14 protein-coding genes are annotated in these 14,392 nt (G+C 62.4%); 7 read left to right on the top strand and 7 right to left on the bottom strand.

Annotated elements, in window-relative coordinates; all coding sequences use genetic code 11:
* Nucleotides 1-6: 6 nt before the first annotated feature.
* Nucleotides 7-621 (bottom strand): TetR/AcrR family transcriptional regulator, encoded by a 615-nt coding sequence (locus BEN48_RS08145; protein WP_070734094.1) that lies wholly within the window; start codon nucleotides 619-621, stop codon nucleotides 7-9.
* A 328-nt stretch (nucleotides 622-949) separates the two neighbouring features.
* Between BEN48_RS08145 and ispF the strand changes: the two genes are divergently transcribed.
* The 5 genes from ispF to BEN48_RS08120 all read left to right on the top strand — a co-directional run bounded on the left by ispF (nucleotide 950) and on the right by BEN48_RS08120 (nucleotide 6,150).
* The gene (ispF, locus tag BEN48_RS08140) at nucleotides 950-1,429 is read left to right on the top strand and encodes a 2-C-methyl-D-erythritol 2,4-cyclodiphosphate synthase (protein WP_070734229.1); all 480 of its coding nucleotides are present in this window, start codon (nucleotides 950-952) and stop codon (nucleotides 1,427-1,429) included.
* A 56-nt stretch (nucleotides 1,430-1,485) separates the two neighbouring features.
* Complete coding sequence (locus tag BEN48_RS08135; protein ID WP_083320885.1) at nucleotides 1,486-3,141, top strand: M28 family peptidase; 1,656 nt, start codon at nucleotides 1,486-1,488, stop codon at nucleotides 3,139-3,141.
* Between the two features lie 50 nt (nucleotides 3,142-3,191).
* Complete coding sequence (locus BEN48_RS08130) at nucleotides 3,192-3,572, top strand: GxxExxY protein (RefSeq protein ID WP_070734093.1); 381 nt, start codon at nucleotides 3,192-3,194, stop codon at nucleotides 3,570-3,572.
* A 61-nt stretch (nucleotides 3,573-3,633) separates the two neighbouring features.
* Nucleotides 3,634-5,013, top strand: a complete 1,380-nt coding sequence (locus BEN48_RS08125; protein ID WP_070734092.1) for a LutB/LldF family L-lactate oxidation iron-sulfur protein — start codon at nucleotides 3,634-3,636, stop codon at nucleotides 5,011-5,013.
* Between the two features lie 66 nt (nucleotides 5,014-5,079).
* Complete coding sequence (locus BEN48_RS08120) at nucleotides 5,080-6,150, top strand: hypothetical protein (RefSeq protein ID WP_070734091.1); 1,071 nt, start codon at nucleotides 5,080-5,082, stop codon at nucleotides 6,148-6,150.
* Nucleotides 6,151-6,171: 21 nt separating this feature from the next.
* On the opposite strand, the gene sdaAA is transcribed toward BEN48_RS08120, so the two are convergent.
* From sdaAA to BEN48_RS08105, 3 genes are all read right to left on the bottom strand, one after another.
* Nucleotides 6,172-7,074, bottom strand: a complete 903-nt coding sequence (gene sdaAA / locus BEN48_RS08115; RefSeq protein WP_070734227.1) for an L-serine ammonia-lyase, iron-sulfur-dependent, subunit alpha — start codon at nucleotides 7,072-7,074, stop codon at nucleotides 6,172-6,174.
* Nucleotides 7,075-7,255: 181 nt separating this feature from the next.
* Nucleotides 7,256-7,708 (bottom strand): peptide-methionine (R)-S-oxide reductase MsrB, encoded by a 453-nt coding sequence (msrB, locus tag BEN48_RS08110; RefSeq protein WP_070734090.1) that lies wholly within the window; start codon nucleotides 7,706-7,708, stop codon nucleotides 7,256-7,258.
* Between the two features lie 93 nt (nucleotides 7,709-7,801).
* Nucleotides 7,802-8,341, bottom strand: coding sequence for an RBBP9/YdeN family alpha/beta hydrolase (locus tag BEN48_RS08105; RefSeq protein WP_070734089.1), 540 nt, complete (start codon nucleotides 8,339-8,341; stop codon nucleotides 7,802-7,804).
* Nucleotides 8,342-8,413: 72 nt separating this feature from the next.
* On the opposite strand from BEN48_RS08105, the gene BEN48_RS08100 reads away from it, so the two are divergent.
* A complete protein-coding gene (locus tag BEN48_RS08100) occupies nucleotides 8,414-9,955 on the top strand; it encodes a bifunctional ADP-dependent NAD(P)H-hydrate dehydratase/NAD(P)H-hydrate epimerase (protein WP_070734088.1) in 1,542 nt (513 codons plus the stop codon).
* Here the strand turns inward: BEN48_RS08100 and BEN48_RS08095 are convergent.
* The 3 genes from BEN48_RS08095 to pafA all read right to left on the bottom strand — a co-directional run bounded on the left by BEN48_RS08095 (nucleotide 9,952) and on the right by pafA (nucleotide 13,509).
* Complete coding sequence (locus BEN48_RS08095; protein ID WP_070734087.1) at nucleotides 9,952-10,830, bottom strand: UbiA prenyltransferase family protein; 879 nt, start codon at nucleotides 10,828-10,830, stop codon at nucleotides 9,952-9,954. The two genes, BEN48_RS08100 and BEN48_RS08095, sit on opposite strands and share 4 nt — an antisense overlap.
* A gap of 180 nt (nucleotides 10,831-11,010) precedes the next feature.
* Entirely contained in the window at nucleotides 11,011-11,574 is a 564-nt protein-coding gene (locus tag BEN48_RS08090; protein WP_070734086.1) for an inorganic diphosphatase, read from the bottom strand.
* Nucleotides 11,575-11,796: 222 nt separating this feature from the next.
* On the bottom strand, nucleotides 11,797-13,509 hold the full coding sequence (gene pafA / locus BEN48_RS08085) for an alkaline phosphatase PafA (protein WP_070734085.1): 1,713 nt from the start codon (nucleotides 13,507-13,509) through the stop codon (nucleotides 11,797-11,799).
* Between the two features lie 154 nt (nucleotides 13,510-13,663).
* On the opposite strand from pafA, the gene BEN48_RS08080 reads away from it, so the two are divergent.
* Nucleotides 13,664-14,377, top strand: coding sequence for an HAD family hydrolase (locus BEN48_RS08080; protein WP_070734084.1), 714 nt, complete (start codon nucleotides 13,664-13,666; stop codon nucleotides 14,375-14,377).
* Nucleotides 14,378-14,392 lie beyond the last annotated feature (15 nt).

The raw sequence follows: 14,392 nt of genomic DNA, 5'->3' as shown, positions 1-14,392 counted from the left end.
AGCGGGTTATTCTTCTTCGGTCACGTGGCGGTACTGGTTGATGAGCTTGTGGCCCTTGAGGGTGGCCACGCCCAACATAAAGTGCTCGAGTAGCGCCTGCGACACCCGCTCGCTGGGGTAGAGCAGGTGCGGGTACACATCAGAATTGAACATGATGTCTATCTGGGCCAGGCGCATCCGCGCAATCACATCCACGTCGAGGTCGGCCCGAAAGAAGCCTTCGTCAATGCCCCGGCGCAGATTCTGGATGATTTGGGAGAGGATGAACTGGTTTTTGTGCGCCAGCCACAACTGCCAGGTGCTGGGGTGAAACTTCTTCAAGTCGTAGAAAATGCTGGGATGCACGGTGCTGAAATGCTGCCGTGTCCACTCCATCATCTGAAACAGCTCGTCGATGGCCGAGGTGGCCGTTTCCATCATTGCCGTGCAGTCGCACTGCGTGCCCTGCAGGTGCCGGCTCATAGAGGCCTCCACAATCTGGTCCTTGTTCTCAAACCACTTGTAGAGAGTCTTTTTCGACATGGCCATCTCGGCCGCGATGTCGTCCATGCTCACGCTTTTGATGCCATTGCGCATGAAAAGCTGTTGCGCGCGGTTCAGGATTCGGTCTTTGATTTCCATAATTAACGCTGCAAAGATACGATGGAAACTTTAATTGTTCTCAAAGTTTCCATTTTCTTTTTCAGCGTTTCAAGCAGTATCGGGCACTTTTCATCATTAGATGACGCAAAATCTTACTGAATGCTTTACACCTCGCGGAGAAAATTCGCGGTTCGGCTGGCATCTTCAGCTAATCATAGTAGCCCTACAAAGACAAGCATTTTAGCCCAAAAGGCTTCCTTGCGTAAACCTGGTGATTGTAAAGGGTGGCTCGTGGCATTTTGTGGCCGATGAACGCCGCGCCGGGTACTTTTGCAGCGGCCGCGTCGGCCCTATTTCACTCAACCTCATGAAAATTCGCACCGGCTTCGGCTACGACGTTCACCAATTGCGGGAAGGCCTGCCGTTTTGGCTCGGCGGCATTCAGGTGCCACACACCCACGGCGCCCTCGGTCACTCCGATGCCGACGTGCTCATCCACGTAATCTGCGACGCGCTGCTGGGCGCGGCCAACCTGCGCGACATCGGCTTCCACTTCCCCGATACCGACCCGGAGTACAAGGGCATCGACTCCAAAAAACTCCTCTCCGGGGTGATGCGCCTGCTGCGCGAACGCGGCTACGAAGTGGGCAACATTGATTCCACCATCTGCCTGGAGCGGCCCAAGGTGAACCCCCACATCCCGGAAATGCAGCGCGTGCTGGCCGCCGTGATGGGCATTGCCGAAGACGATATTTCCATTAAGGCAACCACGACCGAAAAACTAGGGTTTGTGGGCACAGGAGAAGGCGTGGCCGCCTATGCCACGGTGCTCATTCAAAAAAACTAGCGGCCGCGCCAGCCAGCGCCTATCCGACCTTTCAAATTCCCATCCCTGCTATTCGCATGAACAAAACGTCCCTCCTACTCGCCTTCTTTGCCCTGGCCAGCGCGGCCCCCGCACACGCTCAGGGCAAGGTAAAAATCAAGCACAAGCCTGGTAAAACGGCGCCTGCCCCGGCGCCCGCTCCCATTGCCGCCGCCACCGACTGGAGCGCCAAATACGCTGAGATGGTGAACGCCGAGCGCCTGCGCACGCACCTGGCCGTGCTGGCTTCGGACGAGTACGAGGGCCGCGAAACCGGCATGAAAGGCCAGCACATGGCCGCCGCCTACATTGCCGAGCAGTTCAAAAACGCCGGCCTGACTGGTCCCATGCCCAACTCGGCTGACCCCTACCAGCAGCACTTCAACGTGGAGCAGGTGACCTGGGCCGAGGGCAACTCCTTGAAAATTGGCAAGACCAGCTACAAGTGGCTCGTGGATTTCTACGGCCTCAGCGACTCGCCTTTTGCGGAGGAAACCACGGTGAAACCGGTATTTGCGGGCTACGGCATTGAGCAGCCCGGCTACTCCGACTACGCCGGGCTGGACGTGGCCGGCAAGGACGTGCTCATTGCCCTGGGCGAACCCACGGCCCCCGATGGCAAAGCGCTGCTGAGCGCCGACGGCTCGCCCACGAAATGGGGCAACGACTACCGCGCCAAGGCCCAGATGGCGGCCCAGAAAGGTGCCCGCACGGTATTCTTCGTGAGCTTCGACCCGAATACCAATTTTGCCAAGCAGGCCGCGCGACTGGGTCCGTTCATCAGCCGGCCCACCACGGTGATGGTGACCGAGAAGCCGAGCCGCACGCCGTCGTTCTTTCTGGCGCCGGCCGTGGCGCTGCAGCTGCTGGGCACCAATGCAGCCGATATGAAGGCTTACCTGGCCAAAATTAATCAGACCAAGCAGCCGGTAGCGTCCAAATTCAAGGTGCTGCCCATGCAGGTGAAGGCCGTGCGCAAGCGCGTACCGCTGGAAACCGAGAACGTGCTGGGCTTTATTGAGGGCAGCGATAAGAAGGAGGAAATCATTGTATTGTCGGCGCACCACGACCACTTGGGCATTCAGAACGGGGTGGTGTTCAACGGGGCCGATGACGACGGCTCGGGCACGTCGGCCATTGTGACCATGGCCGAGGCGTTTGCGCAAGCCAAGAAAGACGGCCACGGCCCACGTCGCAGCCTGCTCTTCCTGAGCGTGACCGGCGAGGAAAAGGGCCTCTTCGGCTCGGAGTACTACTCGAAAAACCCGGTGTTCCCGATGGCCGTGACCATGGCCGACCTGAACGTGGACATGATAGGCCGCACCGACGTGGCACACGAGGGCAAGCCCGACTACGTGTACGTTATCGGGTCCGACAAGCTGGCCTCGGAGCTGAAGGTGATTAACGAAGCCCAGAACAAGCAGTACACGCAGCTGGACCTGGACTACCGCTTCGACGACCCCGCCGACCCCAACCGCTTCTACTACCGCTCCGACCATTACAACTTCGCGGTGAACAAGGTGCCGGTGGCCTTTTTCTTCAACGGCGTGCACGCCGACTACCACAAGGAAAGCGACGAAATCAGCAAGATTGAGTTTCCGAAAATGGAGAAGCGCGCGCGGCTGGTGTTCCACCTGGCCTGGGAACTGGCCAACCGCGAGGGGCGCGTGGTGGTGGACTCGAACAAACCCTGAGCGCAAAGTCTCGCGAAGTTTAAAAATCAAGTCCCGCTAAGTTTGTTTTCATGAGCGAGAACGAGATTTCGAAAGTGGTACTTGATGCTGCTTTTCGGGTGCACAGTGCTTTGGGCCCCGGGCTATTGGAGTCGGTTTATGAGGCTGCGCTCACGCATGAGTTGCGCAAGCAGGGCCTCGAAGTTGAGACGCAGGTACCCGTTCCGGTAGTGTACGATGGCGTGAAGCTGGCCATTGGTTTTCGCCTGGATGTGCTAGTGGAAGGCAAGGTCATTTTGGAGTTGAAATCCTGCGAAAACCTGATTCCCATCCACTCAAAACAACTTCTCAACTACCTGCGGTTAGCTGACCTGCGCCTCGGCCTACTCTTCAATTTCAATGTGGAATCCCTCAAAGGCAACATCATCCGCTTAGCCAACAACCTCCGCTAAGCGCTGGCTGCTCTCTGTCTTAGCGAAACTTAATTCTAAAACTTAGCGAAACCTTGCGCGAATGAAGGCCGAACAATTCCAAAAAGACGCCGAAGCCAAGGCCTTCGACCGCGAGCACCGCCGCAAAATCCGGTTCAATATCGGCAAGTACGACGCGGCCGTGAACGCGGGCCTCAAGCTCTACGACCAGCATGAGCTGGCCCGCGACCGCGGCGCCTACCTCAAAGCCACCGTGCTCGAAAAGCTGGACCAGTACCTGCTGCAATTTGAAGCTGCCTTCACGGCCCGGGGCGGGCGGGTAATCTGGGCGCAAGACGCGGCCGAGGCCCTGGCCGAAATAGGGAAGCTGACCAAGGCTCGCAACGCCAAAACGGTGGTGAAAGCCAAAAGCATGACCACCGAGGAAATCCACCTCAACCAGTACTTGGCATCGCAGGGCGTGGAATCGGTGGAAACGGACCTGGGCGAGTACATCGTGCAGCTAAACGGTGAGCGGCCCTACCACATTGTGACGCCGGCCATGCACCTGAGCAAGGCCGACATCAACGACATTTTCGTGAAGCACCTGGGCACCCAGAGTACCGACGACGCCCAGGAGCTGGTGCTCACGGCCCGGCACCTGCTGCGCGGCAAGTACACCGCCGCCGAAGTGGGCGTGACCGGCGGCAACTTCCTCGTTGCCGACGCGGGCGCCGTGGCCGTAACCGAGAACGAGGGCAACGCCCGCCTCTCGGCCACCTTCCCCAAGCTGCACATCGCGGTGGTGGGCATCGAAAAAATCATTCCCAAGCTAACCGACTTGGACTTGTTCTGGCCCCTGCTTAGCACCAGCGGCACCGGCCAGCAAGTCACGGTGTACAACACGGTGTACTTCGGCCCGCGCCAGCCCGGCGAAGTAGACGGGCCCGAGGAAATGGTGGTCATCCTGCTTGACAACGGCCGCACCAACCTGCTGGCCCAGCCCGACAAGCGCGCCGCGCTGCGCTGCATTCGTTGCGGCGCCTGCCTCAATGTATGCCCGGTGTACAAGAACATCGGCGGACACACTTACGAAACCACGTACTCCGGCCCCATCGGCTCGGTCATCAGCCCACACCTGAGCGGCCTGCCCGAGCACAAGCACCTAAGCTACGCCAGCAGCCTGTGCGGGGCCTGCACCACCGTGTGCCCGGTGCGCATCCCCCTGCATAATTTACTGTTACTCAACCGCAAGCAAAGCGTGGAGGAAGGCCATGCACCCACCGAAGAACGGCTTGCCATTGGCCTGTGGAAATGGAGCATGCAGCACCGCTGGGCCCTAGACCTGCTGCCCGCCAAGGTGAAGGACTGGAGCCTGGGACGCCTGTTGGGCCAGGTGGGCTGGAGCAAGCGCCGCGCCGCGCTGGCCGTGGCCCCGGCCTCGTTCCACGACATGTGGAAGAACAGAGCAGCAACCTTTTAGGCATTCCAAGCCCTTGGTTGCCCAGCTATTTGGTGGCGTGGTGCGTAACAGGCATTTTAACCTTTTATGCACCCAACTCTGCTGCTTATTCTGCGCGTGGTCACTGGACTGGGAGGCGTCATCCTGGTCATCACCACGGTATCGGCGGCCATTCGCTCGTTTGTGCTGCCCCGCAACGAGGTGGTGTCCATGAACGTGAAGGTTTTTGTGTGGATACGGGTGCTGTTTGAGGCCACAGCCAAGCTGGCCAATTCCTACGAGCGGCGCGACCGCATCATGGCCCACTACGCGCCGGTGGCACTGGTGGCGCTGCCGGTGGTGTGGGAGGCGCTGGTAGGCCTGGGCTACACCAGCCTCTACTGGGCCTTAGGCGAGGGCAGCTGGGAACGCTGCTACGAACTAAGCAGCAGCTCCCTGATGACCCTGGGCACCACCAGCACGCGGCACATCGGCATCGCCGTGCTCACGTACTCCGAGGCGGCCCTGGGCCTGCTGCTGCTCACCCTACTGCTTTCCTACCTGCCCACTATCTACCAGGCATTTTCGCGGCGCGAGGTGACGGTGGGGCTGCTGGAACTGCGGGCCGGCACCCCGCCCACGGCCGCCTGCCTGCTGGGCTGGCTCAACCACGACGGCTCGGTGCAGAACGACGAACAGCAATGGAGTGAATGGGAGCGGTGGTTTGTGGAGATTGAAGAAAGCCACACGTCGCTGCCCATCATTGCCTTCTTTCGCTCGCCCCAGCCCGGCCGCTCCTGGGTGGCCAGCAGCGGGCTGATTCTGGACACGGCGGCGCTGCTCTTTGCGGTAGTAGACGGCCCCCGGCCCCGGCAGGTTGAAATCACTTTCAAGGCTGGCTGCCTCGCCCTGAACCGGGTATACCGCTTTTTCGATGACAAAGCCAATGCCGAACCCGACTACCTCGGGCCGGGCGATGGCCTGAAGCCCCCCAGCCGCGCCGACTTTGAGTCGGCCTGCCACGAATTGCAGAGTAAAGGCCTGACGCTGCTCGAAGACCACGAAGCGGCCTGGACCCACTACTGCGACCTGCGGAACCGCTACACAACGGCCCTGCAATTTCTGGCACGCCTGACCATGGCGCCGGGCCTCTCGGGCGTGAGCAGCAGCACCCGATAGCCGCGGCCGCTGCGGTAGCAGCTACTCCCCGTCGTCGGGAAGAATGTTGATGTCCTGCACCAGCACGCGCTGCTCAATTTCGCGGCCGCGGGTGGTGTTGGCCAGGCCGCCGAGGGCGGTTTCCTTGTAGCGGGTTTCCATGGCCTGCCCCACTTCGCCCAGAGCCGCCACGCACTGGTCCACGGGGATAACGGGGTCAATGCCCGCAATGGCAATCTGGGCCGAGGAAAACGCAATGGCCGCCGCCGAAGCATTGCGCACCACGCAGGGCACTTCCACCAAGCCCGCCACGGGGTCACAGACCAAGCCCAACATGCACTGAATGGTGACGGCCACGGCCGCAAACACCTGCTCTACCGGTCCGCCCAGGCAATACACAATGGCGCCGCTGCCCATGGCCGCCGCGCTGCCGGTCTCGGCCTGGCAGCCACCCACGGCCCCGGCCAGGGAGGCATTCTGCTCGATGATGAGGGCAATGCCGGCCGCCACCAGCAGGCCCTCCAGAATCTGGCGGTCGCTGAGCTTGTGCAGGTCCTGGATGGTAACGAGCACGCCGGGCAATATGCCGGAGGCGCCGGCCGTAGGCGCGGCCACCACCCGGCCCATGCAGGAATTCACCTCCTTGGCACCCAAAGCGCGGGTGATGAGCTGCTTGAACTCGGGCGAGAGCACGGTAACGGGCGAGGCGGCAATCTTCTTGGCCCCGTTGTTTATCATGCCCGAGCGTGAGGTCATGTCGCCGGTCAGGCCTTCATGCACGGCGTCACGCATCACATCGTAGGCCCGCTGCAGGCCGTTCCATATTTCTTCTTCTGTGCGGCCCTTCTGCTCAATTTCGTAAGCCAATACGGCCTGGTAGAGCGGTTCGCCGGTTTCGGCACAGTGCGCGCCCCAGGAGGCAAAATCGTTGAAGAGAAGGGACATGGCGCGGGTGGGATTGAAAGTGAGTGGAAACGGGAAAGCGTGCAAACGCGAACACGCACAAAAGTAGAGCGTCATGCTGAGCGAAGTCAAAGCATCTCTACTGCGAGCGTAATTTATTTGCTACTGCGGTAGAGGTGCTTCGACTTCGCTCAGCACGACGTGCTGGTTTTCAGTGAGCAGGCTACTTATCGGCTTCGGTCATTAGCTTGATGCTGGCCGAATTGATGCACAGGCGCAGGCCGCTGGGGGCCGGGCCATCGGGAAATACGTGGCCCTGGTGGGCGTCGCACACATTGCAGAGCGCCTCCACGCGGGTCATGCCGTAGCTGGTGTCCTTCTTGTAGCGGATGGCGCTTTCGTCGACAGGCGCCGTGAAACTGGGCCAACCGGTGCCCGACTCGAACTTGGTGCGCGAGTCGTAGAGGGGCGTGCCGCAGCACACGCAGGCGTAGAGGCCGGCCTCGTGGGCCTCGCAGTACTCGCCGGTGAAGGCGCGCTCGGTGCCGTGCTCACGGGTGACGTGGAACTGCTCGGCGGTGAGCTGCTGGCGCCACTCGGCGGGGGTTTTCTCTACCCGGCGCGGCGAGGGCACGGGGTGGTTGGCTAGGCGGATAACGTCGTTCCAGGTTTGCATGTCAACAGTGATTATTCAGAAGAAACAGTAGGAGTAAGGTAAACGCGCCCGGCCCCGGGAGGTTCCCGCGTGGGGCCGGGCCTGGGGCGCTCCCTACCACCAGTCCTGCAGCAGCGTAAGCCCGGCCGGCCAGTCGCCGTAGCCGCTGTCGGTGCTGATGTGGCCGGCCTCGCCGAGGTCCACCAGCTCGCTGCCCCAGGCCTCGGCAAACTGCCGGGCGCGGGCGGGCGTCACCCATTCATCGTTCTGGCTGCACACCACTTTGCTGGGGAAGGGCAGCCGGGCCAGCGGCATCGGGGCGAAGCCGGTGGTGGGGAAGGTGGCAAAACGTGCGGTTTCCACGTCGCTGGGGGCCACCAGCAGCGCGCCCTTGATGCGGTGGCCGTACTTGCCGGCCCAGTGCGCAATGGTGATGCAGCCCAGGCTGTGGGCCACCAGCACCACCTGGCTCAGGTCCTGGCCGTCGAGGGCGGCTTCGAGGCGCTCCACCCATTCGGCGCGGTCGGGCACGTCCCATTCACGTTGCTCAATGCGGGTGATGTCGGGCTGCGTGCGCTCAAAATACGTTTGCCAATGGTCGGGGCCCGAGCTGCCGAGGCCGGGAACGGTGAAGACGCGGGTGGTTTCTTGCATGTATAAAAGTACACCGTCCTCACGTCAACCTCACGTTAACGTGAGGTTGACACAAGCCCAGCAAACGCTCACATGAAAATTCTCACCGCCGCTCAAACCCGCGCCCTCGACCAGGCCACCATTACCGAGCAGGGCCTCAGCTCGGCGCAGCTCATGGAGCGCGCCGCCCAGGCGCTGCTGTTCTGGTTCCATGACCAGTACGGCTATGGTCGGGTGCCTGCCGACACGCTGCTGCTCTGCGGCCCCGGCAACAACGGCGGCGACGGACTGGCACTGGCCCGCCTGCTCCACGAAGCCAACTATTCGGTGCGCGTGGCCCTGCTGCCTGCCAGTCGCTACTCGCCCGACTGGCAACACAACCGCCAGCGCCTGCCCGCCGCCGTACCCGTCACCGAAATCAGCCCCGAAGCCCTGCCCGCCATTTCCGCCAATATCGTGGTGGTCGATGCCCTGTTTGGCACCGGCCTGAGCCGGCCGCTGGCGGGGCTGGCCGCCGCCGTGGTGCAGCACCTCAACCAGTCGCAGGCCCGCGTGGTGGCCGTAGATATGCCCAGCGGCCTCTTCGCCGATGCCCCCCAGCCGGCCGATAGCGCCGTGGTGCGGGCGCAGCACACCGTGAGCTTCGGCCTGCCCAAGCTGGCTTTCCTGCTGCCACAAAATGCGGAGTTTGTGGGCGAGTGGCAGGTTGAAGATATTGAGCTGAGTACCGGTTTTATTGCCAGTGCCACCACGCCCTGGCAATACACCGATGAGCCCGTTGTGGCTGGCCAGCTGTCGCCACGGCCCAGGTTCAGCCACAAGGGCACATTTGGGCACGCGCTGCTGCTGGCCGGCAGCCGGGGCAAAATGGGCGCGGCCGTGCTGGCAGCAGGCGCGTGCCTGCGCGGCGGCGTGGGCCTGCTCACGGCCCACGTCCCGGCCTGCGGCTACGACATCATCCAAACCAGCCAGCCCGAAGCCATGTGCCTGACCGACCCGCAGGCCGACCACATCAGCGAGCTTCCTGACTTGAAGCCGTACCAGGCGGTTGCCATCGGCCCGGGTCTGGGGCAGCACGCTGCCAGCCTCGCCGTGTTGCGCCAGTTACTGAAAGCGGCCAGCCAGCACCGCGAAAAAACCGGGCAGTCGTTGCCCCTCGTCCTCGATGCCGACGCGCTGAACCTGCTGGGCCAGCACCGCGAGCTACTGGCGCTGCTCCCCGAAAACACCGTGCTCACCCCCCACCCCAAGGAATTCGAGCGCCTCACCGGGCCCGCCCGCAACGACTACCACCGCCTGGAGCTGCTGCGCGAATTTGCCCAGCGGCACCGCTGCCTGGTGGTGCTCAAAGGCGCCTACACCTGCCTGGCCACACCCAGTGGCGAGCTGCACTTCAACAGCACCGGCAACCCTGGCATGGCCACTGGCGGCAGCGGCGACGTGCTCACCGGCCTGCTCCTGGCCCTGCGCGCCAATGCCCGGCTCCTGCCCTTCGAGGCCGTGCGGCTGGCTGTGTTCGCCCACGGCCTGGCCGGCGACCTGGCTGCTCACCAAACCGGCGAAGCCGGGCTGGTAGCCGGCGATATTGTGCGCCACATTGGCCCGGCGCTGCGCCAATGCAGCCAGCCGGCTTAAAACACAAAGTAGGCGGCGGCCTGTACCAGCAGCAGGCCATCGGTGAGCAGGGCGTAGAAGTAGTCGCTGCGGGTTTCTTCGGCGGCGCTCACCACGCTGGCGGTGAGCGCGCCGGGCAGCAGCACGGCCAGCGGCGGGGCGCCCCGCACCAGGCCCAGCGCCACCGAAGCCAGCAGGAACCCCAGGGCCAGCCGCCGAGCCCCGGCCACGCCCAGCACGCCGGGAAAAGTGCGGGTGCCCGCCCGGCGGTCGCGCCCGTAATCACGAACGTCGAACACGATGGTGATGACCATTATCAGGCAAAAGCGCTGGCCCAGCAGCCCGGCCACATCAGCCACGGAGTGGCGCAATAGCAGCATCGGCAGGCCCACAGTCACGGCCGTCCACACCAGGGCAATGAGGAAGCCTTTGAGCAGCGGGATTTCGCGCAGGGCCCGGCGCCGCCCGTGCCACGGCCACAGCGGCCACGAATACAGCAGCGCCAGCGCCACCAGCGGCGCCAGCCCCGGCCAGTAGCGCCACCAGCCATCCACGAAAAAGAAGTACCCGGCCGCCGCCGCCGCCCCGCCCGCCAGCCCCAGCAGAAGCGGGCGGTGGCGCTGCTGCCAGGCCTTGCGGGCCGAAGTACCGGCCGGCTCGCGGTTCTTAAAAGGCAGCGCAGCATCGAGGTTGTAGACGAGCAGTGTAGCGGCAAACACCAGCGCCACCAGCCGGTACCCGGCGCTGCTGATGGCCGGCCATTGGTGCAGGGTGGCGGCCGTCTGGGCCGCCGCCGCCGCCGCCAGCCACGCGCTGCTATAGAGCACAGCATCGAGCAGGCGGCCCAGCGGGTGGCGGGCAGCAACAAGACAAGCAGGCAGGTGCAGATTGGCCACGGGTAAAATTAGTGCCGCCGTCTGCAGTACCGGTTGGTTTCAGCGGAGGTAGTACTCACGGGGTTGCTTTTGGGTAGCAAGCGCAAAAAAGGCGAAGCCGAACGTCAATCGTTCGTGCTTCGCCTTTAGGCAGAAAGATTAGCTGGCGCTACGCAGACACGCGCCCGCCATTCTTATACTTTACATGGCAGCCTGCAGCTGGCCGAAGGTTTCGTCGTAGAGCTTGATGCTGTCGTTGATGATGCGGTAGGCATCTTCCTTGCCCATGAAGCGCTCCACTACCACGTGCTTGTTGTGTTCGAGGGCTTTGTAGTCCTCGAAAAAGCGGCGCATCTCCAGCAGCGTGTGCGGGGGCAGGTCGCTGATGTCGTTGTAGTGATTCACCGAAATATCGTGGGCGGCCACGGCGATGATTTTATCGTCCTCTTCGTTCTGGTCCACCATCTGCATCACGCCGATGACCTTGGCCTCCACGATGCACATGGGCACGATGTCGACCGAGCAGAGCACCAGAATATCCAGCGGGTCTTTGTCGTCGCAATAAGTTTGGGGGATGAAACCGTAGGCGGCCGGGTAATGCACGGCCGAGAACAGCACGCGGTCGAGCTTCAGCAGGCCGCTGTCTTTGTCAAGCTCGTATTTGCCTTTGCTGCCCTTGGGAATTTCAATGATGGATTGCACAACCTGTGGGTTGTTATCGCCGCGCGAAACGTTGTGCCAGGGGTTGAAATAGGTATTTTTCATGTAACCTTAAATGGATTGAGAAAGACAGAACAAACTCCCCTCCTTTTTTGAGGAGGAGACGCTGGCGCGAAGCGCCGGCTGGGGTGGTGCCCCTCGTTGAACGATGGGCGAACGATGAGGGCTACGTTGCCCAGGTTTCGTGCAACAAGAAGGACCACCCCCGTTTCAGCCGTTGGCTGAAACATCCCCTCCTTAAAAAAGGAAGGGAGTGTGGGATAGCTACTACTTCAGCACTTCCACGAGTGGAACCCCGCTGCTGCCGCTTGGTTCCTGAATGTGCAGGAAACGCGCCACGGTAGCCGCGATGTCCACGACTCGGACGGGCGTGGCCGATTCGCCGTGCTTTACGCGCCAGCCCCAAAAAAGTAACGGCACGTGCGTATCATATGCCCAGGTGGTGCCGTGGGTGGTGCCTTTGATAACCGGGTATGAGTAGGCTTCGAGCCAGCCGGGCAGCAGCGTCACCAGCACATCGCCGGAGCGGGGGGCGAAAAAGCCGTTTTCCTGCAGCATGCCGGGGCCCTCGCTCCAGTGGGCGTTTTGCAGGTCGGTGGCGGTGCGGGTCTGGGCCACGCCAGGCAACGGGAGCAGCAGGGCGGCCACCTCGGCCTGGGTTTTGGCCAGGTCCAGGCCTTTTTTGGCCAGCAGGGGGCGGTTGAGGTACACCTGCAGGTTGCCGAAGTCGAGCACCCAGTTGCCTGGGCCGTGGCGGCGCGCGAGAGCATTTTGCACCGAGTCGCGCATGGACGTGTTGCCCACGCCCCCGGCGGGCATGCGGTGCTCCTGCAGGAAGCCCACGGCGTTGGCCGCGCCGTGGTCGGCGGTGAGGAACACCAGGGCGTTGCCCTTGCCCACGGCCTTGTCTATTTCGCTTAGCAGCCGGGCTATGTCTCGGTCGAGGCGCAGGTAGGTATCCTGGGCTTCCACGGAGTTGGGGCCGAACTGGTGGCCTACGTAATCGGTGCTGCTGAAGCTCACGGCCAGCATGTCGGTGATGCCGGGGCGCTGGCCCAGTTGTTCGGCCCGTAGGGTTTCAAGGGCGAAATCCGCCGTGAGGCTGTTGCCGAAGGGCGTGGACCGGATGAGGTCGAGGTTACGGGGAGTGGCTTTGGGCGTGGGCTCGCCGGCGGCTTTGGTCAGGGCCGTGACGGCGGCGGGCGGCGCGGCGCTCAGGGTGGGCAGGTCGTGGGGGAAGGTGGGCGTTTTCTCGCCCCGGAAGCTGCTTTCCCAAGGCACGTCGTCGGGGGTGCTTTCGGTGTACTGGGCCAGGGGCAGCAGCGTTTCCCAGGGCTTGCTCAGGTATTGCGCAACACGTTCCTGCTGGTTGAAGGCCACCACCCAACCCGGCAGCTGCGGCATATAGAAGGTGCTGGTGATGAAGGCGCCGTTGGTGCCGTCGTACCAGTAAGCAGCCGTGGCCGAGTGGCCGGCTGGCAGAATGCTGCCCCGGTCCTTCATGCTCAGCCCAATGACTTTGCTTTGGAAATTGGTAGCCAGCCGCAGCTCGTCGCCAATGGTGGTGCTCAGCATATGGCGCGGCGACATCTGCCCCGCCGCCACCGAGCCGCCCACGGGCTGCACGGTTTTGTCCTCGGTCACGTAGGTGTCGCGGCCGCTTTCGCGCTCAAACCAGTTGTTGCCAATGATGCCATTGACCGAGGGCGTGGCCCCGGTGTAGATGCTGGCGTGGCCCGGCCCGGTGTAGGTGGGCACGTAGTTGTAGTTGCAGCTCTCGAAGCTGAACCCCTGCCCCAGCAGCCGCCGGAAACCATCGGTGCCGTACTTAGCCCAGTAGCGGTAGAGGTAGTCGTAGCGCATCTGGTCCACCACAATGCCCACCACCAGCTTGGGGCGCGGCACGGGCTGGCCAGCTTTCTGGGCAAGGGCGGGAACGGCGACCAGGGCCGTGAGCGCAAACAGTAATATCTTTTTCAAGCGGAAACAGGTAATGCTAAGCGGCCGCAAAGATACCCCAGCAAAGACAAGCGTTAAAAAAGAAAGTAATGTAGAAAGACCCTGATGCTCATAGAACGTGATGTTGAGTTGAACGTCATGATGGTCCTTTTGCTCATCACCTCTCCCCTCCCCTATGTTCCCTGCCCTCATCTTCGACATGGACGGCGTACTCGTCGACAACACGCCTTACCAGGCCCGCGCTTTCCAGCTCCTGTTTCGCGACCTGGGCCTGACCACTAATGCACGCCAGCTGCTGCAGCGCCTTAACGGCATGCCCGCCACCAACATCCTTAAAACCGTGTTCCACAACCCCATACCTGATAAGCAATTAAAAGAATACGCCAGCCAGCGGGAGTTTCTTTATCGCACCTTGTATTGGAACAAGCGCCGCGCCATGCCCGGCCTCGTGGCGTTTCTGGAGGCCGCCCGCGCCGCCGGGCACAAAATCGCCCTTGGCACCGGCTCGCCCCCCGAAACCATCAGCTACATCATCGACCACCTCGACCTGCGCCGTTACTTCGACGTGGTCATCGGCAAAGCCGATGTGGCCAAGGGCAAGCCCCACGCCGACACCTTTGCCGTGGCCGCCGCTAAGCTTGGCGCCCGTCCCGCGGACTGCATCGTGTTTGAAGACGCCGTGTTGGGCGAGCAGGCTGCCTACAAAGTGGGCATGCGCGTGGTAGCCGTGGGCTCTTCGCTGAAAGAAAAGGACTTCCAAAACCCGTGCGCGTACATTAAGAACTTCACAGGCTTCTCCCCCGAGCGGCTGCAGGAGTTGTTGAAGACACAACCGCAAGTTCCAAAGCCCGACAAGCAGCGCGCCCAGCGGAAATACATGAACCTGTAGAACACACGCCGCAGC

Origin of the sequence: Hymenobacter glacialis (genome assembly GCF_001816165.1) — a bacterium.
In the GTDB taxonomy this organism is placed as follows: Bacteria; Bacteroidota; Bacteroidia; order Cytophagales; family Hymenobacteraceae; genus Hymenobacter; species Hymenobacter glacialis.
Note: the sequence above shows the minus strand (reverse complement) of the source record. Positions and strands in the feature narration are given on the sequence as shown.

Coding starts and splice junctions, on each gene's coding strand:
- BEN48_RS08145 (WP_070734094.1), bottom strand. CDS start 621: ATGGAAATCAAAGACCGAATCCTGAACCGCGCGCAACAGCTTTTCATG.
- ispF (WP_070734229.1), top strand. CDS start 950: ATGAAAATTCGCACCGGCTTCGGCTACGACGTTCACCAATTGCGGGAA.
- BEN48_RS08135 (WP_083320885.1), top strand. CDS start 1,486: ATGAACAAAACGTCCCTCCTACTCGCCTTCTTTGCCCTGGCCAGCGCG.
- BEN48_RS08130 (WP_070734093.1), top strand. CDS start 3,192: ATGAGCGAGAACGAGATTTCGAAAGTGGTACTTGATGCTGCTTTTCGG.
- BEN48_RS08125 (WP_070734092.1), top strand. CDS start 3,634: ATGAAGGCCGAACAATTCCAAAAAGACGCCGAAGCCAAGGCCTTCGAC.
- BEN48_RS08120 (WP_070734091.1), top strand. CDS start 5,080: ATGCACCCAACTCTGCTGCTTATTCTGCGCGTGGTCACTGGACTGGGA.
- sdaAA (WP_070734227.1), bottom strand. CDS start 7,074: ATGTCCCTTCTCTTCAACGATTTTGCCTCCTGGGGCGCGCACTGTGCC.
- msrB (WP_070734090.1), bottom strand. CDS start 7,708: ATGCAAACCTGGAACGACGTTATCCGCCTAGCCAACCACCCCGTGCCC.
- BEN48_RS08105 (WP_070734089.1), bottom strand. CDS start 8,341: ATGCAAGAAACCACCCGCGTCTTCACCGTTCCCGGCCTCGGCAGCTCG.
- BEN48_RS08100 (WP_070734088.1), top strand. CDS start 8,414: ATGAAAATTCTCACCGCCGCTCAAACCCGCGCCCTCGACCAGGCCACC.
- BEN48_RS08090 (WP_070734086.1), bottom strand. CDS start 11,574: ATGAAAAATACCTATTTCAACCCCTGGCACAACGTTTCGCGCGGCGAT.
- BEN48_RS08080 (WP_070734084.1), top strand. CDS start 13,664: ATGTTCCCTGCCCTCATCTTCGACATGGACGGCGTACTCGTCGACAAC.